At 74.3% G+C, this 24,574-nt stretch carries 26 protein-coding genes and 2 tRNA genes; 12 read left to right on the top strand and 16 right to left on the bottom strand.

What is annotated here, in order from left to right; all coding sequences use genetic code 11:
• The first annotated feature begins 64 nt into the window (after positions 1–64).
• Both DQ241_RS13215 and DQ241_RS13220 read left to right on the top strand, forming a co-directional pair.
• A complete protein-coding gene (locus DQ241_RS13215; protein ID WP_113830798.1) occupies positions 65–1,474 on the top strand; it encodes a cystathionine beta-synthase in 1,410 nt (469 codons plus the stop codon).
• Positions 1,471–2,607 (top strand): cystathionine gamma-synthase, encoded by a 1,137-nt coding sequence (locus DQ241_RS13220; protein ID WP_113830655.1) that lies wholly within the window; start codon positions 1,471–1,473, stop codon positions 2,605–2,607. The genes DQ241_RS13215 and DQ241_RS13220 overlap by 4 nt, the downstream gene beginning before the upstream one ends.
• 59 nt (positions 2,608–2,666) lie before the next feature.
• Here the strand turns inward: DQ241_RS13220 and map are convergent, their stop codons facing one another.
• Positions 2,667–3,437, bottom strand: coding sequence for a type I methionyl aminopeptidase (gene map, locus DQ241_RS13225; RefSeq protein ID WP_113830656.1), 771 nt, complete (start codon positions 3,435–3,437; stop codon positions 2,667–2,669).
• A gap of 54 nt (positions 3,438–3,491) precedes the next feature.
• Between map and DQ241_RS13230 the strand changes: the two genes are divergently transcribed.
• Complete coding sequence (locus DQ241_RS13230) at positions 3,492–3,761, top strand: helix-turn-helix domain-containing protein (RefSeq protein ID WP_113830657.1); 270 nt, start codon at positions 3,492–3,494, stop codon at positions 3,759–3,761.
• 2 nt (positions 3,762–3,763) lie between these two features.
• On the opposite strand, the gene DQ241_RS13235 is transcribed toward DQ241_RS13230, so the two are convergent.
• On the bottom strand, positions 3,764–4,069 hold the full coding sequence (locus DQ241_RS13235) for an antibiotic biosynthesis monooxygenase (protein WP_113830658.1): 306 nt from the start codon (positions 4,067–4,069) through the stop codon (positions 3,764–3,766).
• A gap of 90 nt (positions 4,070–4,159) precedes the next feature.
• Between DQ241_RS13235 and DQ241_RS13240 the strand changes: the two genes are divergently transcribed.
• Entirely contained in the window at positions 4,160–4,669 is a 510-nt protein-coding gene (locus DQ241_RS13240) for a VOC family protein (protein WP_113830659.1), read from the top strand.
• A gap of 6 nt (positions 4,670–4,675) precedes the next feature.
• On the opposite strand, the gene DQ241_RS13245 is transcribed toward DQ241_RS13240, so the two are convergent.
• From DQ241_RS13245 to DQ241_RS13270, 6 genes are all read right to left on the bottom strand, one after another.
• Positions 4,676–4,966: a GNAT family N-acetyltransferase gene (locus tag DQ241_RS13245; RefSeq protein ID WP_113830660.1), complete on the bottom strand. Its 291-nt coding sequence runs from the start codon at positions 4,964–4,966 to the stop codon at positions 4,676–4,678.
• A 59-nt stretch (positions 4,967–5,025) separates the two neighbouring features.
• Positions 5,026–5,220: a ferredoxin gene (locus DQ241_RS13250; RefSeq protein WP_113830661.1), complete on the bottom strand. Its 195-nt coding sequence runs from the start codon at positions 5,218–5,220 to the stop codon at positions 5,026–5,028.
• On the bottom strand, positions 5,217–6,494 hold the full coding sequence (locus DQ241_RS13255; protein ID WP_233492418.1) for a cytochrome P450: 1,278 nt from the start codon (positions 6,492–6,494) through the stop codon (positions 5,217–5,219). Before DQ241_RS13255 ends, DQ241_RS13250 begins: the two co-directional genes overlap by 4 nt.
• Positions 6,495–6,632: 138 nt before the next feature.
• Positions 6,633–6,709 (bottom strand) — tRNA-Met (locus DQ241_RS13260).
• A gap of 19 nt (positions 6,710–6,728) precedes the next feature.
• A complete protein-coding gene (locus DQ241_RS13265; RefSeq protein ID WP_113830662.1) occupies positions 6,729–6,932 on the bottom strand; it encodes a hypothetical protein in 204 nt (67 codons plus the stop codon).
• Positions 6,929–8,467 (bottom strand): BCCT family transporter, encoded by a 1,539-nt coding sequence (locus tag DQ241_RS13270; RefSeq protein WP_113830663.1) that lies wholly within the window; start codon positions 8,465–8,467, stop codon positions 6,929–6,931. The genes DQ241_RS13265 and DQ241_RS13270 overlap by 4 nt, the downstream gene beginning before the upstream one ends.
• Positions 8,468–8,638: 171 nt before the next feature.
• Here DQ241_RS13270 and DQ241_RS13275 point away from each other — a divergent pair, with 171 nt between their 5' ends.
• A complete protein-coding gene (locus DQ241_RS13275; protein ID WP_158545930.1) occupies positions 8,639–9,997 on the top strand; it encodes a threonine/serine exporter ThrE family protein in 1,359 nt (452 codons plus the stop codon).
• A gap of 83 nt (positions 9,998–10,080) precedes the next feature.
• Positions 10,081–10,536, top strand: coding sequence for a hypothetical protein (locus tag DQ241_RS13280; RefSeq protein ID WP_147252375.1), 456 nt, complete (start codon positions 10,081–10,083; stop codon positions 10,534–10,536).
• A 56-nt stretch (positions 10,537–10,592) separates the two neighbouring features.
• Here DQ241_RS13280 and DQ241_RS13285 read toward each other — a convergent pair.
• From DQ241_RS13285 to DQ241_RS13295, 3 genes are all read right to left on the bottom strand, one after another.
• A tRNA-Met gene (locus tag DQ241_RS13285) sits at positions 10,593–10,669 on the bottom strand.
• 71 nt (positions 10,670–10,740) lie between these two features.
• Positions 10,741–13,704 (bottom strand): UPF0182 family protein, encoded by a 2,964-nt coding sequence (locus tag DQ241_RS13290; protein ID WP_233492435.1) that lies wholly within the window; start codon positions 13,702–13,704, stop codon positions 10,741–10,743.
• Between the two features lie 161 nt (positions 13,705–13,865).
• Positions 13,866–14,888 carry a PDZ domain-containing protein gene (locus DQ241_RS13295; RefSeq protein WP_113830800.1) on the bottom strand — a complete coding sequence of 341 codons (1,023 nt, stop codon included), beginning with the start codon at positions 14,886–14,888 and terminating at the stop codon, positions 13,866–13,868.
• Between the two features lie 104 nt (positions 14,889–14,992).
• On the opposite strand from DQ241_RS13295, the gene DQ241_RS13300 reads away from it, so the two are divergent.
• Positions 14,993–16,330 carry a zinc-dependent metalloprotease gene (locus tag DQ241_RS13300; protein ID WP_113830667.1) on the top strand — a complete coding sequence of 446 codons (1,338 nt, stop codon included), beginning with the start codon at positions 14,993–14,995 and terminating at the stop codon, positions 16,328–16,330.
• Positions 16,331–16,373: 43 nt separating this feature from the next.
• Here the strand turns inward: DQ241_RS13300 and DQ241_RS13305 are convergent, their stop codons facing one another.
• Positions 16,374–17,048, bottom strand: coding sequence for a M48 family metallopeptidase (locus DQ241_RS13305; RefSeq protein WP_233492419.1), 675 nt, complete (start codon positions 17,046–17,048; stop codon positions 16,374–16,376).
• Between the two features lie 412 nt (positions 17,049–17,460).
• Here DQ241_RS13305 and DQ241_RS20875 point away from each other — a divergent pair, with 412 nt between their 5' ends.
• From DQ241_RS20875 to DQ241_RS13315, 3 genes are all read left to right on the top strand, one after another.
• A complete protein-coding gene (locus tag DQ241_RS20875) occupies positions 17,461–17,613 on the top strand; it encodes a DUF5679 domain-containing protein (RefSeq protein ID WP_012950213.1) in 153 nt (50 codons plus the stop codon).
• A 107-nt stretch (positions 17,614–17,720) separates the two neighbouring features.
• On the top strand, positions 17,721–18,764 hold the full coding sequence (locus DQ241_RS13310; RefSeq protein ID WP_113830668.1) for a ThiF family adenylyltransferase: 1,044 nt from the start codon (positions 17,721–17,723) through the stop codon (positions 18,762–18,764).
• Between the two features lie 80 nt (positions 18,765–18,844).
• Positions 18,845–20,167: an AarF/ABC1/UbiB kinase family protein gene (locus DQ241_RS13315; RefSeq protein WP_233492420.1), complete on the top strand. Its 1,323-nt coding sequence runs from the start codon at positions 18,845–18,847 to the stop codon at positions 20,165–20,167.
• Positions 20,168–20,255: 88 nt separating this feature from the next.
• Here the strand turns inward: DQ241_RS13315 and DQ241_RS20405 are convergent, their stop codons facing one another.
• The 4 genes from DQ241_RS20405 to DQ241_RS13330 form a co-directional block, all read right to left on the bottom strand.
• The gene (locus tag DQ241_RS20405) at positions 20,256–20,495 is read right to left on the bottom strand and encodes a hypothetical protein (RefSeq protein ID WP_147252376.1); all 240 of its coding nucleotides are present in this window, start codon (positions 20,493–20,495) and stop codon (positions 20,256–20,258) included.
• Positions 20,492–20,836, bottom strand: a complete 345-nt coding sequence (locus DQ241_RS13320) for a WhiB family transcriptional regulator (protein ID WP_199584492.1) — start codon at positions 20,834–20,836, stop codon at positions 20,492–20,494. Before DQ241_RS13320 ends, DQ241_RS20405 begins: the two co-directional genes overlap by 4 nt.
• 140 nt (positions 20,837–20,976) lie before the next feature.
• Positions 20,977–21,273, bottom strand: coding sequence for a hypothetical protein (locus DQ241_RS13325; protein WP_113830669.1), 297 nt, complete (start codon positions 21,271–21,273; stop codon positions 20,977–20,979).
• A gap of 190 nt (positions 21,274–21,463) precedes the next feature.
• Positions 21,464–23,494, bottom strand: a complete 2,031-nt coding sequence (locus DQ241_RS13330) for an ATP-dependent helicase (protein ID WP_113830670.1) — start codon at positions 23,492–23,494, stop codon at positions 21,464–21,466.
• Between the two features lie 152 nt (positions 23,495–23,646).
• Here DQ241_RS13330 and DQ241_RS13335 point away from each other — a divergent pair, with 152 nt between their 5' ends.
• Entirely contained in the window at positions 23,647–23,910 is a 264-nt protein-coding gene (locus DQ241_RS13335) for a mycoredoxin (RefSeq protein ID WP_113830671.1), read from the top strand.
• A gap of 7 nt (positions 23,911–23,917) precedes the next feature.
• Complete coding sequence (locus DQ241_RS13340; protein ID WP_113830672.1) at positions 23,918–24,520, top strand: ANTAR domain-containing protein; 603 nt, start codon at positions 23,918–23,920, stop codon at positions 24,518–24,520.
• Positions 24,521–24,574 lie beyond the last annotated feature (54 nt).

Below are 24,574 nucleotides of genomic sequence, written 5' to 3' on the forward strand. Positions count from 1 at the left end.
AGCGGTCTGGTGGGATGGTCGGGTCGGGGTGCCGGAGGTCGGCGCCCGCGAGGAGGGCAATCCCGTGCAGTACGCCGAGTCCGTCGTCGACCTGGTCGGCAACACCCCGCTGGTCAAGCTGTCGTCGGTGACGCGCCACCTGGGTCCCGACGCGCCCCTGGTGCTGGCGAAGGTCGAGTACCTCAACCCCGGCGGCTCGGTGAAGGACCGCATCGCGGTGCGCATGGTCGACGCCGCCGAGGAGGCCGGCCTGCTGAAGCCCGGCGGCACGATCGTCGAGCCGACCAGCGGCAACACCGGCATCGGGCTGGCCCTCGTCGCGCAGCAGCGCGGCTACAGGTGCATCTTCATCTGCCCCGACAAGGTCGGCCAGGAGAAGATCAACGTGCTCAAGGCCTACGGCGCGGAGGTCGTCGTCTGCCCCACCGCGGTGGACCCCAGCGACCCGCGCTCCTACTACTCGGTCTCCGACCGGCTGGCCCGCGAGACACCCGGCGGCTGGAAGCCCGACCAGTACTCCAACCCGAACAACCCCCGCTCGCACTACGAGACGACCGGGCCGGAGATCTGGGCGCAGACCGAGGGGCGGATCACCCACTTCGTCACCGGGGCGGGCACCGGCGGCACGATCAGCGGCGTCGGCCGGTACCTCAAGGAGCAGTCCGGCGGGGAGGTCCAGGTCATCGGCGCCGACCCGGAGGGCTCGGTGTACTCCGGCGGCACCGGCCGCCCGTACCTGGTCGAGGGCGTCGGCGAGGACTTCTGGCCGTCCACCTACGACCAGGAGGTGGCCGACGAGATCATCGCCGTCTCCGACGGCGACTCCTTCGCCATGACCCGGCGGCTGGCCCGCGAGGAGGGCCTGCTGGTGGGCGGCTCCTGCGGCATGGCCGTCGTCGCCGCGCTGAAGGTCGCCGAGCGGCTCACCAAGGACGACGTCCTGGTGGTCCTGCTCCCCGACGGCGGCCGCGGCTACCTGAACAAGATCTTCAACGACACCTGGATGGCCGACTACGGCTTCCTCGAGGAGACCGGCGGGGAGACCGTCGGCGAGATCCTGGAGGCCAAGGGCGGCAGCACCCCGACGCTGGTGCACACCCACCCGAACGAGACCGTCCGCGACGCCATCGACATCCTCCGCGAGTACGGCGTCAGCCAGCTCCCGGTCGTCCGCGCGGAGCCCCCGGTGACCGCCGGCGAGGTGGTCGGCTCGATCGACGAGAAGACGCTGCTCGACGCGCTGTTCGCCGGCCGGGCCTCGCTGGCCGACCGGGTCGAGAAGCACATGTCGCCGCCGCTGCCCATCGTCGGCTCCGGCGAGGCCGTGCAGGCCGCGGTCGCCCAGCTCGGGTCGGCCGACGCGCTGCTGGTGCACGTCGACGGCAAGCCGGCCGGCGTCGTGACCCGGCAGGACGTCCTGGGGCACCTCGCTGGTCTGCCGTCCGCCGGCCTCGCGCCTACGGTCGGGGCATGACCGGCTTCAACACCCGCGCCATCCACGCCGGGCAGGACCCCGACCCGGCGACCGGCGCGGTCATCCCCCCGCTGCACCTGACCACGACGTACAAGCAGGACGGCGTCGGCGGGCTGCGCGGCGGCTACGAGTACAGCCGCAGCGGCAACCCGACCCGGGACACGCTGCACGCCGCGCTGGCCGCCCTCGAGGAGGGCACGACCGCGCTGGCGTTCGCGTCCGGCCTGGCCGCCGAGGACACGCTCCTGCGCACGGTGTGCCGGTCGGGCGACCACGTCGTCCTGGGCGGTGACGCGTACGGCGGCACCTTCCGGCTGATCTCCCGCGTGCTGTCCGAGTGGGGCCTGGAGCACACGCCCGTCGCCCTCGACGACCCCGAGGCGCTGCGCGCGGCGATCCGGCCCACGACGCGCGTGGTCTGGTGCGAGACCCCCAGCAACCCGCTGCTGAACATCACCGACATCGCGGCGACGGCCGCCATCGCGCACGAGGCCGGCGCGCTGCTCGTCGTCGACAACACGTTCGCCTCGCCCTACCTGCAGCGGCCTCTCACCCTCGGTGCCGACGTCGTCGTCCACTCGACCACCAAGTACCTGGGCGGCCACTCCGACGTCGTCGGCGGCGCCCTGATCACCCGGGACGCCGCGCTCGGCGACAAGCTGGCCTACAACCACAACGCGATGGGCGCGGTCGCGAGCCCGTTCGACGCGTGGATGGTGCTGCGCAGCCTGAAGACCCTCGGCGTCCGGATGGACCGGCACTGCGCCAACGCCGCCCGGATCGCGGAGTTCCTCTCCGCCCGGTCCGACGTCGCCGCGGTGCTCTACCCGGGCCTGCCCACCCACCCCGGGCACGAGGTCGCGGCGAAGCAGATGTCCGGCTTCGGCGGGATGATCTCGTTCCGGCTCCGGGACGGCGAGGACGCTGCGCTGAAGGTCTGCGAGCGCACCCAGCTGTTCACGCTGGCCGAGTCGCTCGGCGGCGTGGAGTCGCTGATCGAGCACCCGGGACGGATGACGCACGCCAGCGCCGCCGGCTCACCTCTGGAGGTGCCGGGTGACCTGGTGCGCCTCTCGGTCGGCATCGAGGACGTCGACGACCTGCTGGCCGACCTGGAGCAGGCGCTGGGCTGAGACGGGACCCCTCACCCCTCACCCCTCGCACGCTCCGGGCGAACCTCTGGACGGCGCGGTCAGCGGGGGGCGGTGAGGATCCTCGGGCCGTCCTCGGTGACGGCGACGGTGTGCTCGACGTGGGCGGCGCGGCTGCCGTCGGCGCTGCGCAGCGTCCAGCCGTCGGCGTCGACGGTGTAGTCGTCGGAGCCACCGGCCAGGAACCACGGCTCGATCGCGATGACCAGCCCCGGCTGCAGCCTCACCCCGCGCCCGGGCCGCCCCTCGTTCGGCACGTGCGGCGCCTCGTGCATGGTGCGGCCCACGCCGTGACCGCCCTGGTCGGTGTTGATCCCGCACCCGCCGGCCCGGCCGACGGCGCCGATGGCGGCCGAGATGTCGCCGACCCGGTTGCCGACGACGGCTGCCGCGATGCCCGCCGCCAGGGCGCGCTCGGCGGTGGCCACCAGCGCCAGGTCCTCCGGCCGCGGCGTGCCCACCGCGAAGGTGATGGCGCTGTCCCCCACCCAGCCGTCCAGGGTCGCGCCGGCGTCCACGCTGAGCAGATCGCCGTCGTCCAGGACGTCGGGCGTCGGGATGCCGTGCAGCGCGACGTCGTTGACCGACAGGCACACCACGCCGGGGAACGGCGGGGTCGTCGGCAGCGGCGCGTAGCCCTCGAACGGCGAGGTGGCCCCGGCGTCGGCGAGCACGTCGCGGGCGATGGCGTCGAGCTGGGTCAGCCGGACGCCGGGGGCGGCGGCCGCGCGCACCGCGGCGAGCATGTCGGCCACCACCGCCCCGGCGGCACGCATGGCGTCCAGCTCTCCGGGGGTGCGGAGCTCGATCACAGGGGCCTCCTCGGCGGCTTCCGGTATTGCAATACCGGTATTAGTATCACGCGCATGGTGCGCCCCCCGCTGACCCCCGAGGAGCGCGAGCGCGGCCGCCGACTGGGTGCCCTGCTGCGCGAGGCGCGCGGCACCCGGACCCCCGCCGAGGTCTCCGCGGCCTCCGGCGTGAGCCTGGAGGCGCTGCGCAAGATCGAGTCCGGGCGGGTGCCCACCCCGGCGTTCTTCACCGTCGCCGCGCTCGCGCACGCCCTCGACCTGCCGCTGGACCGGCTGACGGAGCAGCTCGGCAGGTCGGCCGACGGGACGGCGCTGACCGCCTGAGGTCAGGCGGGGTCGGCGCGCAGCACCTCGGCGTAGTGCTCGACGACCGGGAACGGGTCGTAGAAGCCGTGCAGCAGCGCCTTCCACTCCTGGTAGGCCGGCGAGCCGCGGAACCCCTCGGTGTGGTCCTCGAGCCGGTCCCACTCGACCAGCAGCAGGTACCCGGTGTCGCGCTCCAGGCAGCGCGAGAGCGTCAGCCGCCGGAAACCGGGGACGGCGGCGATCAGCCGGCGGGCCCGGGCGAACGCGGCTTCGAAGGCCTCCTGCTCACCGGCCCGCACGGTCAGGGGTGCGTGCTCGAGGATCACCGGGGCAGGCTACGCAGGACCGGCGCCGGGAACGCCTGCCCAGGACACGGGGTTGTCCCGGCGAACGCCGCAGCGAAGAGGAGCCCTGCCATGACCACCGCCGAGAACACCCGGGACCTGGCCGCCCTGGAGGCCGAGCGCGACCGGATCCGCGCCGCCCACCTCACGCCGGCCGGCGAGCGGCCTGCGTCCACCGCCCGGGGGCTGCACCACACCGCCCTCATCAGCAGCGACGTCGAACGCACCGTCCGCTTCTACCAGGACGTCCTCGGCTTCCCCCTCACCGAGCTGATCGAGAACCGCGACTACCCGGGCTCGTCGCACTTCTTCTTCGACATCGGGAACGGCAACCTGCTGGCCTTCTTCGACTTCCCCGGCCTGGACGTCGGCCCCTACGCCGAGGTGCTCGGCGGGCTGCACCACATGGCGATCAGCGTCGACCCCGAGCGCTGGGAGCAGCTCGTCGAGCGGCTCACCGCGGCCGGCGTCGAGCACGAGGTGCACAGCGGCGTCTCGGTCTACTTCCGCGACCCCGACGGCGCCCGCATCGAGCTGATCGCCGACCCGCTCGGCGAGATGTACGGATCCAAGGTCCTCTGAGGCCGGTCAGCGCTCCGGGTCGGCGACGAGGTCCTGGTACTCGGGGTGCCGCTCGATCCAGCCCTTGACGAACGAGCAGCGCGGCACCACCGAACCGCCCTTGCCCCGGACGTCGTCCAGCGCGGCCCGCACCAGCGTGCTGCCCAGGCCGGACTGCCCGGCGTCGGGGTCGACCTCGGTGTGGGTGAACACGACGGTGTCGCCGCGCCGCTCGTAGGCGGCCAGGCCGAGGACGCGGTCGCCGTCCCGGATCTCGTAGCGGTCGGACTCCGGGACGTCCCGGACGGTGGTCTCCATGCCTGCGGCAACTCCTCGGGCGGTGGGCGGTGTTCCGGCGCTACCCGATCCGGCGCCGCTCAGTCGGCCAGGGCCAGCGCCCGCGTGGGGCAGGCCTGCACCGCGTCGCGGACGTCGTCGAGCTCCTCCTCGCCGGGCTCCTCGCGGTGCACCACGAGCACGCCGTCGTCGTCGACCTCGAAGACGTCGGGAGCCAGCGCCTCGCAGGTCCCCGAGCCCACGCACCGGTCGCGGTCGACCTCGATCCGGCTCACCGCACACCCGTCAGCCGGGCGGGCAGCCGCTTGAGGCCGTTCACGAACGACGAGCGCAGCCGGTCGGGCGGGCCGGTGACCTCCAGGTCGGGCAGCAGGTCGAAGACGGCCCGGAAGGTCACCGCGAGCTCCCGGCGGGCGAGGTGCGCGCCGAGGCAGAAGTGCGGCCCGTGCCCGCCGAAGCCGACGTGCGGGTTGGGGTCCCGGGTCAGGTCGAAGACGTGCGGGTCGGCGAAGACCGCGGGGTCGCGGTTGGCCGCCGCGTAGAAGAGCAGGAACTTGTCACCGGCGGAGAACCGGTGGCCGTGGAGCTCGCCGTCCCGGGTGGCGGTCCGGCGCATCCAGGTGATCGGGCTGACCCACCGCACCACCTCCTCGACGGCGGTCTTGTCGATCGACGGGTCGACCGCCCACCGGGCGCGCTGCTCGGGGTGCTCCTGCAGCGCCTGGAGCCCGTGGCTGATCGCGTTGCGGGTGGTCTCGTTGCCCGCCACCAGCAGCAGGATGAAGAACGAGGCGATCTCCTGGTGGGTCAACCGCTCGCCGTCCACCTCGGTGGTCACCAGCGCCGTCGTCAGGTCGTCGGTCGGCCGCTCGAGCCGCTCGGCGGCCAGCCGCTCCATGATCCCGGCGAGCGCGATGCCCGCCTCGAAGAGCGCGGTCAGCGGCTCCTCCTGGTCGGCGATCAGCTCCGGGTCGCCGCCGGAGAGGATCACGTTGGAGGCCGCCAGCACCGCCGCCCGGTCCTCGGCCGGCACGCCCATCATGTCGCAGATGACCCGCAGCGGGATCGGCGCGGCGATGTCGGCGACGACGTCGAGCCGCCCACCCTGCGCCTCCGCGGTCCGCCTGGCCTCGACCAGGACGTCCTCGACGATCCCGCGGACGGAGTCGACGACCCGCTCCAGCATCCGGGGCGTGAAGGTCTTCGAGACGATCCGCCGGATCCGGGCGTGCCGGGGGTCGTCCATGCTGATCATCGAGCCGTAGAACTCGTTCAGGTCGGCCGGGATGTCCTGGATCGACACCGCACCCTTCCCCGAGCAGAAGACCTGCGGCTGCGAGCTGATGGCGTCGAGGTCCGCGTGCCGGGTGACGGCGTGGTAGCCCGGGCCGACCGGCATCCCGGGCACCTCGGGCTCGGCGAAGAAGGCGAACGGGTCCTCGGCGCGCAGCCGGTCGAACACCGCGTGCCGCACCTCCGGCGGCTCCAGCCAGAAGTCCCTGTCGGAGAGGTCGATGGCGTCCGGCACGGGTGCGGCGGTAGCGGTCACGGGGGGCCTCCGAGCGACGGCGATCGGTGTCCTCCGCAACCTAGAGACCGGCGGACGTGATGCACAACACTCGGCGCGGACGCACCGGCGGCAGAACGACGGAGGGCCCGGTCACCGTGGTGACCGGGCCCTCCGTGGTGGTAGCGGGGACAGGATTCGAACCTGCGACCTCTGGGTTATGAGCCCAGCGAGCTACCGAGCTGCTCCACCCCGCGTCGGTGAGACCACCATACCTCATCCACCCCGGCCGGTGCCGCCGGGCTCCCCGGGGTCCTCCCTCAGCCGGCGCGCCGCGTCCGGGACGACGAACAGCATCGTCCCCACGAGGAACAGGGTGCTGCCGACTGCCAGGAGCGCCGAGCCCTGGCGCAGGGCCGACAGGAGGAACACCACGCTGCCCACGGCGTAGGCGCCGTAGGCCCACCACCAGCGGTTCACGTCCGGACGACCTCCCCGGCGCCTGCCCGGCCGGCGCTCGCGCCGACGGCCGGGTCGCGGGGCCGTCGTGACTCCTCGCGCAGGCCGCGCACCAGCGCGGCGAGGACGAGGAGCAGGACCACCGCGAACGGGAACGCGGCGACGATCGACGCCGTCTGCACCGCGACGAGCCCGCCGCTCACGAGCAGCACCGCGGCCGACGCGGCGATCACCAGGCCCCACACCACCGTGACCGACCGCGCCGGGTCGCGCCCCTCCCGGGAGGTGAGCGAGCCCAGCACGAACGTGGCCGAGTCGGCGCTGGTCACGAAGAAGGTGACGATCAGGAGCATCGCCCCGATCCCGGCCACCAGCCCGCCCGGCAGCGTGTCCAGCAGCCCGAACAGCTGCGATTCGGTCGGCTGCCCCGCCAGCTCCGCGCCGTCCTGCTCCGCCAGGATGGCCGCCCCGCCGAAGACGGAGAACCACAGGCCGCTCACCAGCGTCGGCACGGCGAGGACGCCGACGACGAACTCGCGGATCGTGCGGCCCCGGGAGATCCGGGCGATGAAGGTGGCCACGAACGGCGACCACGAGATCCACCACGCCCAGTAGAAGACCGTCCAGCCGTTGATCCACTCGGCCCGCTGCTCGTCGAAGGGCCCGGTCTGCAGGCTCATGGTGGGCAGCTCGGCGAGGTAGCCGCCGAGGGTGGTGGTGAAGGCGCCGACGAGCCGGCCGGAGGAGGCGGTCAGCAGCACGAAGGCGAAGAGCCCCACGGCCAGGACGACGTTGGCGGTGGAGAGCCACTTGATCCCGCGGTTGATGCCCGACATCGCCGAGACGAGGAAGAGCACCGTGACCACCGCGATGATCGCCAGCTGCACCCCCGAGCCGATCGGGATCCCGTCGGCGAGCGAGTGCAGACCGCCGTTGATCTGCGCGGCCCCCAACCCGAGCGAGGTGGCGACGCCGAAGACGGTCGCGACGACCGCAGCGGTGTCCACGACGGTGCCCAGCGGCCCGTCCACGCGGTCGCCGAGCACCGGGCGCAGCGCACCGCTGACGGTCGCGCGCCAGCCCCGGCGGAAGCGCGCGTACGCCAGCGCCAGGGCCAGCAGCGCGTAGATGCCCCACGGGTGCAGGCCCCAGTGGAAGAACGAGTACCGCAAGGCGTCACGGGCCGCCTGCGTGGTCTCCGGGTCGGCGGTCGGCGGGGCGACGAAGTGCGCCACCGGCTCGGCGGCGCCCCAGAAGACCAGCCCGATGCCCATGCCGGCGCTGAAGAGCATGGCGAACCACGCGGTGGTGCTGTACTCGGGCTCGTCGGTGTCCCGGCCCAGGCGCACCTTCCCCCAGCGCGACGCCGCGAGCGCGATCGCCGCCACCAGGACGATGGTGGCCGTCAGCAGGTAGAACCACCCGAAGCGGTCCACGACGAACCCACGCGCCGCCTCCGTGGCGGAGGCCAGGCTGCCGGGCCAGACCGCTCCCCACAGCACGAACGGGAGCACGACGGCGAGCGAGGCCCAGAGGACGGGCGATGATCTGCGCACGGGTAGAAAGATCCTCCTGCGTGTCCGGGACGCCGGCCGCGGCCGGCCTGTCACGGGGCGTCGAAGCCCCGCAGGTGTCCGAGAGTGCAAGGTGCCGGCGACGGTCGCACGTTCCCGGAGGTGACCAGACCCACGTCGGCCGGCACCGGGCCGATCGGGGATCGTGGGGAGGTGCCACCCACCGCCGAGGACGCCCACCGCGCCGTCGACCTGTCGCTGCGGACCGGGGAGCTGCTGCTGTCGGGCGGGGCGAGCGCCGCCGAGGTGACCGAGACGTGCGCCGCCGTGGCCCGCGCGGGCGGCCTGCACCGCGTCGAGTGCGACATCACCTTCACCTCGATCACCGTCTCGGGCCACCTCCCCGGCGACCCGGCCCCGGTCAGCGGGCTGCGCCTGGTGCGCTTCCGCGAGCTGGACTACTCCCGGGTCAGCGCCGTGCACGCCCTGGTCACCGACCTGGTGGAGGGCCGCACGACCCCGGTCCAGGCCGACGAGCGGCTCCGGTCGGTGGCAGCCACGCGGCACCCCTACGGCCGGGTGACGGTCACCGTGGCGCGCGCGCTGCTGGCCGCCGCGGTCGCCCTGCTGCTCGGTGCCGGCCCGGAGGTGACCGCCGCGGCGTTCGGCGCGACGGTGCTGGTCGACCTCGCGATCGACGCGCTCGGCCGCCGCGGCATCCCGGCCTTCTTCCAGAACGCCGTCGGCGGCTTCATCGCGACGGCGGTGGCCCTGGGGCTGGTCGCGGCCGACGTCGGCGTCCGGCCGTCGCTGGTGGTCGCCGGCGGCATCGTGCTGCTCCTCCCCGGTGTCACGCTGGTCGGGGCCGTCCACGACGCGATCACCGGCTTCTACGTCACCGCCAGCGCCCGCGCGTTCGAGACCTTCCTGCTGACCGCCGGCATCATCAGCGGGATCGCCGTGGCTCTCTCGGTCGGGGTCCGGCTCGGCGTGCCGGTGCGCATCTGGGACCCGCCGGCGACCGGGCTGGGCGACGTGCCCCTCCAGCTGCTGGCCGCCGCGGTGGCGTCGGCCGCGTTCGCCGTGGCCAACCACGCCCCCCGTCGCACGCTCGTCCCCGCCGCGCTGGCCGGCGCCACCGGGTGGGCCGTGCTGCTCGGCGTGGAGCACCTGGACCTGTCGGCGACGCTGGGTTCGGCCACCGCCGCCGTGCTCATCGGCATGGCGAGCTACACGCTGGCGGTCCAGCAGCGGGTCCCCGCGCTGGTCTACGTCGCCGCCGGCATCATCCCGCTGCTGCCGGGCCTGACGATCTACCGCGCGCTGCGCCGGCTCTCGGAGGGCGACACCCTCGGCGGCATCACGCTGCTCGGGACAGCGGTCACGATCGGCGTCGCCCTCGCCGCCGGAGCCCTCTTCGGCGAGTACCTCGCCCGGGCCCTGCGCCGCACCGCCTCGCCGGTCGAGCGCCGCCTGACCGGGCTGCTGCGCTCCCGGGCGTCGCGCCGGGCGGAGCCGGGTGCGACCGCTCGCCCGGCAGCCGGAGGGGGGCCGGGGCGCGGGTTCGTGTGAGTGGTGGGACTGCCCTGCCGCACGGGTCCAGGCGCACGCGCGCCTTCCGGTCCGGCCCGGTCCCCGCGCTTACAGTCCCGCTCGTGATGGGGGATCCGGCGATGAGCGCCTTCGCCGGTGACCCCCAGCCCGTGGAGATCCACCACCGCGGCATCTGGTACTCCGGTGAGCTGCTCGGCTGGCGGCACACCGAGGACGGCCGGGTGGTGGCGCGGGTGCGCTGCGTCGTCGACGGGCTGCGGCACTCCACCTGGAAGGACCTGGCCGAGCTCCGGCTGCCGGACCCGGCCCGTCCGCCGCGGCGGGAGCCCTTCCCCGCTCCCCCGGCGCGGCCGGCCGCCATCGTGGCCCCGCGTGACGAGGACGCCACCCGGCCGCACGTGCTGCTGGCCGGCTCGCGTCGGCCGCTCGAGCCGGAGCACGTCCGGACCCCGCCGGCACCGCGCCGGTCGCACGCCGCACCGGCTCCGGCCGCCCGGCGCTCCGCGGCCCCGGCCGCCCCGAGCCGGCGACGCAGCGACGAGTTCGTGCCCGCCTGATCGGCCTGCACGCGGACGACGAAGGCCCGGTCACCGTGGTGACCGGGCCTTCGTGGTGGTAGCGGGGACAGGATTCGAACCTGCGACCTCTGGGTTATGAGCCCAGCGAGCTACCGAGCTGCTCCACCCCGCGTCGGTACGACCACCGTACCACGGGGTGCCGGGGGTGGCCCGATCTGCGGGGCCACCCCCGGCACCCGGCGGTCAGTCGCCGCCCTGCGCAGCGGCCTGCGCCGACTGGTAGGCCTCGACCGCGGTCTGCAGCCGCTCGAGCGCCTGCCCCTGCCCGGCGAAGTCGCCGTTGCGCTGGGCATCGGCCAGCGCCGACAGCGCGGCGTTGATGTCGGCCACCGCGGCGTCCATCTCCGGGGTCGCCGCCCCCCCACCGTCCGGCGCCGGCGCCGGCGGCGTCGTCGTCTCCGGTGTCTCGGTGGGCGTCCCCTCGGCCCCGGTGTCCCCCTCCTCGGGCTGACCGTCGCTGTCGGTCGCCACCTGCCCGGCCCCGGGCCCGAACACCTGGTCCAGCGCCTCGGCGAGGGTGTTGCCGTAGCCGATCCGGTCACCGAAGTTGACCAGGACCCGCTGCAGCAGCGGGAAGCCGCTCTCGCCGGTGCCCTCCACGTACAGCGGCTCGACGTAGAGCAGACCGGCGTCGCCGATCGGGAGGGTCAGCAGGTTGCCGAAGACGGCGTTGGAGTTCTCGCTCTCGAACAGGGTCAGGTCGGGCCGCACCTGGTTGTTCGTCGTGAACGAGTTCTGCACCTGCTGCGGACCGCGGAACGGCGTGTTCCCCGGCAGCCGGAGCACCTGCATCTCCCCGTAGCTCTCCGGATCGCTGGAGGCGGACACGAACGCGGACAGGTTCTCCCGCTGGAACGCGTTCAGCGCGCTGGTGAGCTGGAAGCTGGCCGTCGAGTCCCCCGGCCGCTGGGCGAGGATGTAGTACGGCGGCTGGTTCTCCTGGACGTCCTGGGTCGGGTCGTCCGGGATCTGCCAGCGGTCGCTCTGGTTGTAGAAGTCGACCGGGTCGTCCACGTGGTAGCGGGTCAGGATGTCCCGCTGCACCTTGAACAGGTCCTCCGGGTAGCGGACGTGGTCGACCAGCTCGTCGGACATCTTCTCCCGCGGCTCGACGACCCCCGGGAACGCCTTCATGTAGGTCTGCAGGACCGGGTCGTCCTTGTCCCACTCGTAGAGCGTCACCGTGCCGTCGTAGGCGTCGACGGTGGCCTTCACCGAGTTGCGGATGTAGTTGAACGTGTCGTCGGGCAGCGCCGTGGTCCCGGTGCCGGTGAGCGCGTCCGCGGCGGCCTCGCCCAGCTCCATCTGCTCGGCGTAGGGGTAGGAGTCCGACGTCGTGTAGCCGTCGAGGATCCAGTTGATCCGGCCGTCGATGACCGCGGGGTACGGGTCGCCGTCCACCTCGAGGAAGGGCGCGGCCTTCTCGACGCGGTCGCGCGGGTTGCGGACGTACATGACCTTCGACTGCTCGTTGACCGCGCTGGAGAGCAGGAAGTTCCGCTCGCGGTAGTAGATGGCGAACGTCAGCTGGCGGAAGAAGCTGCCGACCGAGACGCCACCCTCGCCGTCGTAGGTGTTGTTGATCTGCCGGTCGTCCGAGCCGCCCTCGGGCAGGTCGAACTCGCGGGGGCTGGCGCCCTCGGGCGCACCCACGACGGAGTAGACGTCGGCCCCGCCGTCCTGGATCAGCTCGCCGTAGTAGACCCGGCTCTGCTCCGGGACGATCTCGCCCCGGGTGGGCAGGTCGCCGGTGGTGAAGTTCGGCTCACCGCCCTCGGTGCCGGCGACGACCTCGTTGGCCGGCGCGGCGACGAAGCCGTTGCCGTGGGTGTAGACGGTGTGCCGGTTGATCCAGGAGCTCTGGTTCTCCGACAGCCCGGCGCTGTTGAGCTCGCGCACCGCCACCACGTAGTCACGGGTCTCGCCGTCGATCGTGTACCGGTCGATGTCCAGCTTCTCCGGGAAGCCGTAGACGTTGCGGATCTGCTGGCGCGCGGTGAACGTGTCGGCCAGGACGTTGGGGTCCAGCAGCCGGGCGTTCGGGATGGTCTCGGTGTCGTCGCGCAGCTCGGCCAGGGCGACCTCGGGGTCGACCTCGGCGCCGGTGGTCTCCTGCGCGTAGTCGACGTACTCGATGTCGTCCAGGTTGTAGGCCTGGCGGGTCATCTCGATGGCCCGCTCGATGTAGGGCGCCTCCCGCTCGTTGGCGCTCGGCTTCACCACGAACTGCTGCACGATCGCCGGGTACGCCACGCCGATCACCAGGCTGGAGATCAGCAGCAGCACCAGCGCGGCGGCCGGCAGCAGGAAGTTGCGGACGACGATGTTGGCGAAGAACGCGATCGCGCAGACCGCGGCCACGAACACCAGGATCGTCTTCGGCACGAGCAACGCGTTGACGTCGGTGTAGCTGGCGCCGGTGAAGACGTCGCCGCGGTCGGAGTAGACCAGCCCGTAGCGGTCCAGCCAGTACGCGACGGCCTTGAGCGCCACGAAGAGGCCGAGCAGCACCGAGATCTGCACGCGGGCCGCAGCGGTCATCTTCTGGCCGGGCGTCTGCAGCCGCAGCCCACCGAACACGTAGTGGGTCAGCAGCGCGCCGATGAGGGCCAGGATGACGATCGCGAAGCCGAAGGCCAGCGCCAGCCGGTAGAAGGGGTAGTCGAAGACGAAGAACGACAGGTCCAGGCCGAACTGCGGGTCCGTCTGGCCGAAGTCGGTGGAGTTCCGGTAGGTCAGCCAGGTCTCCCAGCTGCTCTGCGCGGTGAACCCGGCGAACAGGCCCAGGACGACGCCGACGGCGGTGAGCACGAGGCCCCGGCGCGGCTCGAGCGACTGCCGGTAGCGCTCGAGGTTCTGCTGCTCGAGCGACATCGGCCGGAACGTCGGCCGGAACCGGTAGGCGAGGTGCACCGACAGGGCCGTGAGGCCGCCGGTGGCCACGCCGGCCACGGCGAACAGCAGCGCACGGGCCTGCAGCTCGGTCCAGAAGACCTCGGTGTAGTCCGTCTCGTCGAACCACAGGTAGTCGACGTAGACGTTGGTGAGCGTGCCGATGACGGTGAAGAGCACCAGCAGCACGGCGATGGCGCCGAGGACCAGCTTGGCGCGCCGCGAGAGCGTCGGCACCGGCACGGGGGGCCGCATGGCCACGAGCGGTCTCCTTCAGGTACGGGTCGGTCTCAGGTGCGGGGCCGGCGGGAGCACTGCTGCCGCGGCACCCACGTCGGGGAGGAGGCGGTCGACCCTCGGCGCGCTCCTCCGGTCATCCCAGCACAACGCTCGGCGGCGTCCCGGGTTCCCCGGCCTCAGCAGGTGTCCGGGGTCCGGCCCGCGGCGAAGTCCTCGAGGGCGGTGAGCGCGTCCTCCAGCGTGGCCACCTCGGCCAGCGGGAACCCGGGGTCGTCGGCCGCCAGCGCCTCCTCGCAGTTGCCGGCCGGGACGAGGAACAGCTCGGCGCCGATCTCGCGGGCGGCGACCATCTTCAGCCCGATCCCGCCGATCGGCCCGACCTCCCCCTCGCCGTTGATCGTCCCGGTGCCGGCGATGACCGCCCCGGCGGTGAGGTCGTCGTCGCCGACCAGGTCGAGGATGCCGAGGGTCAGCATCAGCCCGGCCGAGGGGCCGCCGACGTCCTCCACCTGGATGTCGACGTCGAACGGCGCGGACGGCTGCTCCAGCACGGTGATGCCCAGCAGCGACCCCTCACCCTCCTCGGGTGCCTTGGTGGTGACGGTCGCGGTGCCGGGCCGGCCGAGCCGCGTGTAGGCCACGGTGACCTCGGTGCCCGGCGGGGTGCTGCTCAGGACGGCGTCGAGCGCGTCGAGATCGGGGGTCGGCCGGCCGTCGACCGACTCCACCGCGTCGCCCTCCTCCAGCTGCCCCTCCGCCGGCGACTCCTCCGCGAACCCGCGCACGACCACCTTCTCCGGGTAGCCGAGGTGACCGAGCGCCACCGTCTCGGCCGCCTGCTCCGAGGTCAGGAACGCCTCGCGGTTGACCTGGCGGGTCTCCTCCGGCGTCCGGTCCGGCGGGTACACCGACTCCTCGGGGACGACGACGACCTCGTCGTCGAACCAGCCGCGGACCGCCTGCACCAGGCTCAGCCCGCCCCGACCGACGCCGACGGTGGTCAGGTTGAGGTTGCCCTCGACGTCGTTGCGCTCCCGGCCCTGGATCTCGATGATCGGCTCGCCGTCGATGTCCCCGAGGGTGTTGAAGGTGGGGCCGGGCACCTGCGCGACGTAGGGCACGGGCAGCGTGGTGCCGAGCAGGCCGAGGAGCACCAGCAGCACGCCGCCGGCGGTGAGGACGGCGATCCGACGGGTCACGACGGGCGAGGGTATGCGACGGAGCTGACCGCCCCGGTCGCGCGGGCGTGCGCTGCCAGCGAACGAGCCGCCGCGCACGAAGATCACACGTCTACCGTGGGTGCATGAGCGACGTCCCCTTCGGCTTCGGACTCCCCGACCGCGACCCCGAGCGCCGGGGCGGTGACCAGCCCGGCGGTGGCGACCCCTTCGGCCTCGGCGCGCTCTTCGGCGGCATCGCCGGCGGCGGGACGCCCGAGGAGGTGCTCGGCAAGATGCCGCTGTTCGCCGAGCTGCAGAAGCTCATGAACTGGTCCGGCGGCCCGGTGAACTGGGACCTGGCCCGCCAGGGCGCCATCAGCCAGCTGGCCGCGGGGCACCAGCCGACGTCGGAGGGTGAGCGCACCGCCGTCGCCGAGGCGCTGCGGCTCGCCGACCTCTGGCTGGACCAGGTGACCGAGCTGCCCTCCGGCATCGAGCGGACCGCGGCCTGGTCGCGGGTGGAGTGGGTAGAGCAGACGCTGCCGGCGTGGGGTGCGCTCATCGACCCGCTCGCCGAGCGGGTGGTGGCTGCCATGACCAGCGCGCTGCCGCAGGAGGCGGCCATGAGCTTCGGCCCCGTCGCCGGGATCATGGGCCGCATGGGTGGCCTGATGTTCGGCGCCCAGGTGGGTTCGGCGCTGGGCAAGCTCGCCGACGAGGTGGTCACCAGCACCGACGTCGGGCTGCCGCTCGCCCCCGCCGGCACCGCCGTGCTCGTGCCGCAGAACGTCGCGGAGTTCGCCGCCGGCCTGGACCGGCCGGCCGACGAGGTCCGCCTCTTCCTCGCATTGCGCGAGGCGGCCTCGCAGCGGTTGTTCGCCCACGTGCCGTGGCTGCGCCAGCAGCTGCAGGACGCCGTCCACGCCTACGCCCGCGGCATCACGATCGACCGCGAGGCGATCGAGCGCGGCCTCGGCGAGGCGATGGCCGGCGGCGGCATCGACCCCAACGACCCGGAGAGCATCCAGCGGCTGCTCGGCAGCGGCGTGCTCGAGCCGGAGGAGACGCCCGAGCAGCAGATGGCGCTGCGCCGGCTGGAGACCCTGCTGGCGCTCGTCGAGGGCTGGGTGGACACCGTCGTCGCCGCAGCGGCCGCCGATCGGCTGCCCGGCCACGGTGCGCTGGCCGAGACGATGCGCCGTCGCCGCGCCTCCGGCGGCCCGGCCGAGCAGACCTTCGCCACGCTCGTCGGCCTGGAGCTGCGGCCGCGCCGGCTGCGCGACGCGGCGACCGTGTGGGGCGCGATGACCCAGCAGCACGGCGCGGACGCCCGCGACCGGCTGTGGTCGCACCCCGACCTGCTGCCGACGTCGGAGGACCTCGACGAGCCGCTGGACTTCGTCGCCCGCCAGGGCGTGGACGACGAGCTGCGCGCTCTCACCGCCGACGACGCCCAGGACCCCCCCGCCGACGACCAGTAGGCCGCCTCCGGCGGCCCGCCCCGAGCGCGCGAGGGCGTTCCTCTCAGTCGACGAGGTCGGGAGCCGGCTGCTCGCCGGCCGCTCCGGCGGTGTTGGCCAGCTCGACGCCCTCCAGGAACCCGCGGGCCCGCTCGGCGCGCGGGTAGCGGGCGACCAGCGCCCAGAAGCGCTCGTCGTGCCCTGGCTCGAGCAGGTGCACCAGCTCGTGCACGAGCACGTAGTCGATGACGTAGTCGGGCATCGACTGCAGCCGGCTCGACAGCCGGATGCTGCGGTCGGTCGGGGTGCACGACCCCCAGCGGCGCTGCTGGTTGTCCACCCAGCGGACGCTGGCCGGTTCGGCCAGCCCGTCCAGGTGCGCCGCGGACAGCGCACGCGCGCGGACCATCAGCTCGTCGTTCCCGCCGAGCGAGCGCCGGCGCCGCTCCTCGCGGGTGCGCAGCTTGGCCACCATCTGGGCCACCCACCGCTGCTCCTCCGCGCGGCTGAACGCCGCCGGGATGAGGACGACGGTGCGGCCCATCTCCCGGTACGCCGTCACGGTGCGCCGGCGCCGGGCGCTGCGCCGCACCTCGACGACGTCCTCGCCGTCGGTCGGCGGGACGGGATCGGCCGACCTGCCGCGGGCCGCGGGCAGCGCTCGACCGCCACCCTCGAGCGACGGCGGGACGCCGTCCGGCTCGGGGTGTGCGGAAGCGTCAGGCGGCGATCCGGGCACGGGGGCACCGTAAGCCACGGGGGCGGCTGCGCGCCCGCCCGAGGACACCCGCTCGGGTGCACGTCGCACGACCGGTGGACACCGGCCCCGCCCGACCGGCGCACGCGCACCCCGACCGGTGCGTTCCACAACGGTCGGCGCGGGATAGCCGCAGGTCGGAACCCCTGTCGGGGGAAGCGCCGGCGGGTTGTCCCCGTCCCCCTCCCCCGGCCGCGCACAGGGACACGCCGAACGGTCCCCACGTGCTCCACAGCTCTGTCCACAGGCTGTGGGCAGACGGCTCGCGCCGGGCGTGCGGACGCGGCCGCCCCCGGTGGCGGGAACGCGCGGCACGGGTAGCGTGCTCGCGCATGCGGCGCCCGGCGAGCGCGCCGCCATCCCCCCAGAACCACCCGACGACCGAGGAGATCCCGTGGCGGAGAGCTACAACGGCTACTGCGTGAAGTGCAAGGAGAAGCGCGACTTCGATGGCGAGGTCAAGGTCAGCGAGTCCGGTCGCCGGATGGCGCAGGGCACCTGCCCGGTCTGCGGCACCAAGATGAACCGGATCCTCGGCAAGGCCTGAACCGCACCGCGACGGCGGCGACTTCCCCACGGGAGCGCCGCCGTCGTCGTTCCCGGACCTGTGGACGACGCCGGCGCGAGCGGTGCACCCGCTGCGACGCTGCCCGGGTGAGCGATCCCCGCCCCTTCCTCCCCGCCGCCACCCCGCTCCTGCACCGCGGTGCGGACGGCCTGCAGGTCGGCGGCGTGGACTCCACCGACGGGCTGCTGGTCCAGCCGCCGCCGGCCGGTCTGGCCCGGTTGCTGCGCGGGCTGGACGGCCGGCGGGTGCAGCACGCCGTGCTCGCCGACGCCACCCGCAGCGGGCTGGACGGCGCAGCCGTCACCGCCGTCCTCGAGGGCCTCCGGGACGCCGGCCTCCTGGTCGACGCCGACGCCGGGGACCTGCTGGCGACCGACGCCGGACCGGCGGCCGCGGCGCGTGCCGCCGTGGAGCTCGCCGCGCCCGGTGGGTGGCGGGCGCGGCGCGCGGCCACGGTCGTCGTGGAGGGCGCCACGCGCGTCGGGGTCCCGCTGGCCGCCGTGCTGGGCGCCAGCGGCATCGGCCGGGTGAGCGTCCGGGATCCGGGGCTGACCACCGCCGAGGACGCCGTCGTCGGCGGGCTGGCCGCCGGCGACGAGGGCCGGCCCCGGGCCCTGGCCGCGGCCGACGCGGTGCGCCGGGCCAGCCCGCTCACCGACCTGCGCCCGCTCCCCGACGGCGTGCGCCCCGACCTCGTCGTCCTCACCCGGCCGTGGGCCGCGTCCGATCCCGCCGTCGGCGGGCTGCAGCGGGACGGCGTGCCGCACCTGGTGGCCACCGTCCGGGGCGCCACCGGCATCGTCGGTCCGCTCGTCGTCCCCGGTGCCACCAGCTGCCTGCGCTGCGCCGACCTGCACCGCCGGGACGCCGATCCGGCCTGGCCCCAGCTGGCCGCCCAGCTCACCGCCGGGCAGGTGCCGGCCAGCGGGGCGACCGTCACGTGCCTGCTCACCGCGGTGACGGCGGCGGTCCAGGTGCTCGCGTTCGTGGACCGGTCCGCCGCGCCGGTCACCCTCGGGGGCACCCTGGAGCTGGTACCTCCGGACCTCGCCGCGCGGGTGCGCCGCTGGCCGCCGCACCCGGAGTGCGGCTGTGCGGCAGCGGGAGGAGCCCCGGACAGGGGAGAATGACGGTGAGCGCGCTCGCGGGCTCACCACGGACCAACCGGCGGTGCCGCACGAACGGGGCACGGCGCCGACGAGGAGGACGCGTGAGTGACGACCGACCGGTGATGCCGCGGGGCTCGGTGTCCCGGACCGCGCGGCTGGCCTCCCTCCCGCTGGGCGCCGCCGGGCGGGCCACCCTCGGGCTGGGCAAGCGGCTCTCCGGTCAGTCCGCCGACGCGGTCGCCGCCGAGCTGCAGCAGCGCACCGCCGAGCAGCTGTTCGCCGTCCTCGGCCAGCTCAAGGGTGGCGCCATGAAGCTGGGCCAGACGCTGTCGGTCTTCGAGGCCGCGGTGCCCGAGGAGATGGCGGCGCCCTACCGGGAGGCGCTGGTCAAGCTGCAGGAGGAGGCGCCGCCGATGCCGGTGCGCACCGTGCACGCGGTGCTCGCCCAGCAGCTCGGCGGCACGTGGCGGCAGCGGTTCGCCGACTTCGACGACCGGCCCGCAGCGGCCGCGAGCATCGGTCAGGTGCACCGGGCGACGTGGCGCGACGGCCGCGACGTGGCGGTCAAGATCCAGTACCCGGGCGCCGCCACCGCGCTCATGGCCGACCTCAACCAGCTGAGCCGCTTCGCCCGGCTGTTCGCCGCGCTGTTCCCCGGCATGGACGTCAAGCCGCTCATCGCCGAGCTCAAGGCACGCGTGGTCGAGGAGCTCGACTACGGCCTCGAGGCCGACGCCCAGCGGCAGTTCGCCGCCGCCTACGCCGGCGATCCGCAGATCGTCGTCCCGCGGGTCGTGGCCAGCGCCCCGAAGGTCATCGTCTCGGAGTGGCTCGAGGGCACGCCGCTGTCGCGGATCATCGCCGACGGGACGCGTGAGCAGCGCGACCGCGCCGGTCTGCTCATGGCGCTGCTGCACTTCTCCGCCCCGCAGCGGGCGGGGCTGCTGCACGCCGATCCGCACCCGGGCAACTTCCGGCTCATGCCCGACGGGCGCCTCGGCGTCATCGACTTCGGGGCGACGGCCCGGCTGCCCGACGGGCACCCCGAGCCGATCGGCCGGCTGCTGCGCTGGGCGCTGGCCGGCAAGGCCGACGAGGTGCTGGCCGACCTGCGGTCCGAGGGTTTCGTGCTCCCCAGCGCCCAGATCGACGCCCAGGGCGTGCTCGACTTCCTGCTCCCCATGCTGGACCCGGTCGCCCGGCCGCGCTTCCACTTCACCCGCGCGTGGATGCAGGAGCAGGCGGGTCGCCTCGCCGATCCGCGCAGCGACATGAGCCGGCTCGGCCGCCAGCTCAACCTGCCCCCGGCCTACCTGCTCATCCACCGGGTGACGATCGGGTCCATCGGGGTGCTGTGCCAGCTCGACGCCGAGGGTCCCTTCCGCTCGGTCATCGAGGAGTGGCTGCCCGGCTTCACGGGATAGCAGGAGGCCGGGCCCGGACGCACCGGGAGCGTCCGGACCCGGCCTCGGTCGGGTGGTCGGTGACCGACCTGGATCGGCCGGCTGCGGTTCAGTAGACGGCCGCGCTCAGGCGGGCGGCGCGGCGGACCGCGCGCTCGGCGCGCCGGGCGGCGCGTCGGGCCAGGTACAGGCGGTGGGCGCGCGAGGCGGCCATGGCCTGCTCCTGCATCTCCTGCATGCGGTGGTGCGCGAGCTCGTGCTCGAGGGTGTGCATGGCTGGTTCCTTCGAGTTGGTCCTGGCTGGTGGGCCCGCGCCGATCGGCGCGGGGAACTGCTGGTGGGTGCTCACGCGGCGGTCACCTTGCGGGGGCGGCCGCGCGGCCGCTTCCGGGCGATGACCACCCCGCGCTCGAAGATCTCGCCGCCCCAGACGCCCCAGGGCTCGCCCCGGTCCAGCGCGCCCGCCAGGCAGGCGTCGCGGACGGGGCACTCGGCGCAGAAGGTCTTCGCCAGCTCCAGCTGCGCCGGGGTGTCGGCGAACCAGAGCTCCGGGTCCTCCTCACGGCACGGCAGCGGGCGCCGTACCGGTGCGGGTGACAGAGGCGTGTGCGGCCGTCTCGGCGTCGCACCGCCGGTCCGGGGGAGCCCGGTTCGGCGGTGGGACGTCGGGCGGTCGATCGTCTGCTGCACTGCCGCTCCTCCTCGTTCTCGTCGTGTCGCGGCCGGCGGAAGGCCCGCCGACCGAAGTCGGGGCCGGGTGCCGCGGACATGAAGAAGGCCGCGGATCCCGGGGTTCGGGTTCCGCGGCCTCGAGGAGGACCGGCGAGCGGTTAGCTCTGCGGTCTTCCTCGGGACTGGATCCCGAGGGTGGTGCCGTTGTTGTCGGTGGTGGTGCTGTCGAGGTCGCTCACGGCGAGGGCCGGCTGCAGGGCCGACTCGCGGACGGCGCCGAAGTCATCGATGCCGCGGAGGCGGCGGGCGATGGGCAGACCGGTCCCGTGGAACGGAGCGGCAGTGCCCGCCATGACGACACCGGCGACGGAGCGGGTGCAGGCGTACGAGCGCACGTCAGCGCCGCCCAGGGCGGAGAACCCGCTGGGGGCGTCGGTCCACATCGTCTTGATCACGTCGCCCCTCCTCTCGGGTCGTCGATCGCGGCCGGGCGGCCGCGGTCGGGGCGGTGCAGTTCGTGTGTGCAGGGACACTAGGGGGGCGGCGCGGACAGGGTCAATCCAATTAACGCGCGCGTCGCCCGAACGGGATCGGGGCGGTGCCGCAACCGGCCCGCCGTCGCCGTCCGCGACGTGCCGGTAGCCCTCAGGAGGCCGCGTCGCCCACCACGGTGGCGAGCACGTCCTCGCCGTAGAGCTCGAGCTTGCGGGCACCCACACCGGGCAGCGCGGACAGCTCGCGGAGGTTGGCCGGTCGCGTCTCGGCGATGGCCTGCAGCGTGGCGTCGGTGAAGACCACGTAGGCCGGCACCGACGCGGCCTGGGCGGCCTGGCTGCGCCAGCCGCGCAGCCGCTCGAACAGCTCCCCCGCCGCGCCCTCCAGCACCACCTTCTGCCGCTTGGCCGGGCGCTTGGACGGCGGTGCCGTCGGCCCGGAGTCGGGCGCCAGCCCGGTGAGGAACCGGCTGCGCGGCCGGGCCCGCTTGGCCCCGGGGTTGCGGGCCAGCGACCAGGAGCAGGTGAGCTGCTCGCGCGCCCGGGTGATGGCGACGTACAGCAGCCGCCGCTCCTCCTCCACCGCGTCCGGCCGGGACAGCGACTGCGCGATCGGCACCACGCCGTCGACCAGCCCGACGACGAAGACGACGTCCCACTCCAGGCCCTTGGCCGCGTGCATCGAGGCCAGGGTGACGCCCTGGACCGTCGGCGCGTGCTGGGCGTCGGCGCGCTCGGCGAGGTGCTGCACGAAACCGGGCAGGTCGAGCTGCGGGTTCTCGGCGACGAGGTCGACGGCGAGGTCGACCAGGGCGGACAGCGACTGCCAGCGGTCGCGCGCCGCTCCCCCGGCCGGCGGCCGGTGCTCCACCCAGCCCGTCGAGGCGAGCACGTCGCGGACGGTGGGCACGAGCATCCCCGGCTCGCTGCCGCCGGCCGCCGCGCCGCGGAGGAGCAGGACCGCCTCGCGCACCTCGGGGCGCTCGAAGAACCGCTCGCCGCCCTTGAGCACGTAGGGCACGCCGACGTCGGCCAGCGCGGACTCGTAGACCTGCGACTGCGCGTTGATGCGGAACAGCACGGCGATCTCCGACGCCGGCGTCCCCTCGTCGATCAGCGCCCGGCAGCGCGCGGCGACGGCGGCCGCCTCGGCCGGCTCGTCGGCGTGCTCGACGAAGCGCGGCTCCACGCCGTCGGCGCGCTGGCCGAGCAGCCGCAGCCCGGGCAGCCCCTTGCGCCTGGGGGCCATCCCGATCAGCCGGTTGGCCAGCCCGACGACCTGCGGCGTCGACCGGTAGTCGCGCTCGAGCTTGACCACCGTGGAGTCGGGATAGCGGTCGGCGAAGCCGAGCAGGTAGTCGGGGTCGGCACCGGTGAACGAGTAGATGGTCTGGTTCGGGTCACCGACGACGCAGACCTCGGCGCGGCCGCCGAGCCAGGCGTCCAGCAGCCGCTGCTGCAGCGGGTTGACGTCCTGGTACTCGTCGACGACGAAGTGCCGGTACTGGCCGCGCACCTGCCGGGCGACGTCGGGGTGCTCCTCGAGCGCGTAGGCGGTGACCAGCAGCAGGTCCTCGAAGTCGAGGGCGCCGTCGCGCTGCTTGGCCGACTCGTAGCTGGCGTACACCGCAGCGACGGCAGCGGCCTCGAACGGGGGCTCCCGCCCGGCGGCCTTGGCGCGGGCCGGGTAGTCGTCGGGCGTGGCCAGCGTGGTCTTCGCCCACTCGATCTCGCTGGCCAGGTCGCGGAGGCTGGTGCGGTCGGTGGTGAGCCGGTTGCGCGCGGCGGCGGTGGCCACCACCCGCAGCTTGTTCTCGATGAGCGCCGGCATGGGGCCGCCGAGCACCCGCGGCGCGAAGTAGCGCAGCTGCCGCATGGCCGCGGCGTGGAAGGTGCGGGCCTGGACCCCGCCGACGTCGAGCGCGGCCAGCCGGCCGCGCAGCTCGCCGGCCGCGCGCGCGGTGAAGGTCACCGCGAGCACCTGCTCGGGGACGTAGACGCCGGTGTGCACGCCGTAGGCGATGCGGTGGGTGATCGTGCGGGTCTTGCCGGTGCCGGCACCGGCGAGGATGCAGACCGGTCCGGTGACCGCCTGGGCGGCCTCGCGCTGCTCGTCGTCGAGGCCGGCCAGCACGTCGTCCGCCCGCGACCCCGACCGGGTCACGGCGCTCGTCGGCGGCATCGGGCCTCCCTCTCGTCGGCTGACCCGTCGATCCTCCCAGCCGCTGCCGACGCAGCGGGGAAGCATCCCCAGGAACGGCACGTTGACCCGGACACGGCGTTCACCCGTCCAGGGGTGGACCGACGCACGACGACCATGGAGGATCCACCCCGATGACCGCGACCCCCGGCGCAGCCGTGACCATGTACACCACCACGTGGTGCGGCTACTGCGTCCGGCTGAAGAAGCTCATGCAGCGCGAGGGCATCGAGTTCGCCGAGGTCGACATCGAGCAGGACCCGCAGGCCGCCGACGTCGTCACCGCCGCCAACGGCGGCAACCGCACCGTGCCCACGCTCGTCTTCGCCGACGGCAGCGCCCTGACCAACCCGAGCCTCGAGCAGGTCAAGGACCAGCTCGCCCGCGCGGAGGCGTGAGCTCCTCGTGATCCCCGGCCCCCGTCCCGCGGAAGAGCGGTCGCACCCGCTCGCGGGGCGGGGTGACCGTGCGCCGTCGGAGCCGCTGCCCACCGGGGAGCCCGCGCCGCTTCCCGTCGCCCTGACCCGCACCCCGCAGGGCTGGGCGGTCGTCTCCCCCGACGGGCTCGACCCGGTGGGCGACCTCGTCGAGGGCCTGTCCCTCGCCGACCTCGTCGCCGAGGAGCTCGGCGCCGTACCCGAGCCCGACCGCTCCGCCCGCCGGTCCGCCCGCGGGCCGGGCCGGCCCCCGGCCGAGGTCGACCCCGTCGCCGCCCGCATCGCCGCGCTCGAGCGCACGGTGGCCCAGCTGGAGCACGCGCTGGCGGCACGCGTGGCCACCGAGCGGGCCATCGGCGTCCTCGCCGAGCGCCACGGAACCGGCCCGCGGGCGGCGTTCGAGAACCTGCGCCGCGAGGCCCGCTCCCAGGGCCGACCGGTGGCCGAGCTCGCCCGCGAAGTGCTCGAGGGGCTCGCCGAGGACGCCGCTCCGGCTGCGGACCCCGCCGTCCCGGTGGCGCAGCCCGCCGAGCCGACGCCCCCGCTGGCGATCGCGGACGGCCGGTCCTGACCCGACCGCTCCCGCTCTCCCCGGCCGCGCTGGCCGACCGGCTCGCCGCCCTGG

Origin of the sequence: Blastococcus sp. TF02A-30 (assembly GCF_003319185.1) — a bacterium.
Classification (GTDB): Bacteria; Actinomycetota; Actinomycetes; order Mycobacteriales; family Geodermatophilaceae; genus Blastococcus.